The 315-nt window shown below is 61.0% G+C and carries 1 protein-coding gene; it reads left to right on the top strand.

The window, feature by feature from the left end:
• Positions 1-315: hypothetical protein (locus E6C55_RS34090; RefSeq protein ID WP_168736021.1), on the top strand; the 315-nt coding region annotated here is incomplete at both ends.

The raw sequence follows: 315 nt of genomic DNA, 5'->3' as shown, positions 1-315 counted from the left end.
TGCGAACGCTCGACATCATGGGAGGGGCGACCGAGGTTGGGGCCTTCTTCAAATCCGGCGTGCTCAAGGGCGTGCTGGATACCATCGGCAGCTTCGCGAAGCTGGGGCTGCAAGCGACCCGCCAGGCGTACAAGCCGATAGCAGATGGGCTGGAAGCGGTAGGCTACATATACGAGACGGCATTCGCCGACGATCCGCTCGGCAAGCTGAAGGCGGACCTGATCGCCTACGTGGCCAGCCAAGTGCTGGAGATTCGAACGTTCCCCGAGCGGGCTTCAGCAACGTACGAGGCGACGAAAAACGCATTTTCCAGTA

Source organism: Cohnella fermenti, from assembly GCF_004801405.1.
Taxonomy (GTDB): domain Bacteria; phylum Bacillota; class Bacilli; order Paenibacillales; family Paenibacillaceae; genus Cohnella; species Cohnella fermenti.
Note: the sequence above shows the minus strand (reverse complement) of the source record. Positions and strands in the feature narration are given on the sequence as shown.